The sequence below is a fragment of the Halomonas sp. ND22Bw genome (assembly GCF_003011945.1).
In the GTDB taxonomy this organism is placed as follows: Bacteria; Pseudomonadota; Gammaproteobacteria; order Pseudomonadales; family Halomonadaceae; genus Halomonas; species Halomonas halophila.
On the sequence record NZ_PXWD01000184.1, the window covers coordinates 1 to 440 of the forward strand.

1 protein-coding gene is annotated in these 440 nt (G+C 64.8%); it reads right to left on the bottom strand.

The annotated features are described in order from the left end of the window. Positions 1-278, bottom strand: a 278-nt coding sequence (locus CVH10_RS17600; RefSeq protein WP_369335857.1) for an RNase H family protein, incomplete at its 3' end; no start/stop codon positions are given. Between the last annotated feature and the right edge of the window lie 162 nt (positions 279-440).

Sequence of the window (440 nt, forward strand, 5' to 3'; positions counted from 1 at the left end):
CAGCCGCGCGCCTTCCAGCCGCGCATCCATTCGGTGATTCCCTGCATCACATATTTGCTGTCGGTACGCAGCTCGACCTTGCAGGGCCGCTTCAGGGCCTCCAGCGCCATGATGGCGGCCATCAGCTCCATGCGGTTGTTGGTGGTGTTGGGCTCGCCGCCCCACAGCTCCTTTTCGTGACCGCCGCCCGCCTGGAGCACGGCGCCCCAGCCGCCGGGGCCGGGATTGCCCTTGCAGGCGCCGTCGGTGTGGATGATGACGTGATTGGAGGGACTCATGGTCGCGCAGGCCTACAGCCTCCCTTGGCGGGACGCCATGACTGCGCCTATATGCGGGTCGAATAAGAGTGGATGGGATCGGATGACCGATCCCCACGAGGAGATTAGCCATGGGCTCCATGAGCATCTGGCACTGGGCCATCGTCATCGTCGTCATCGCGC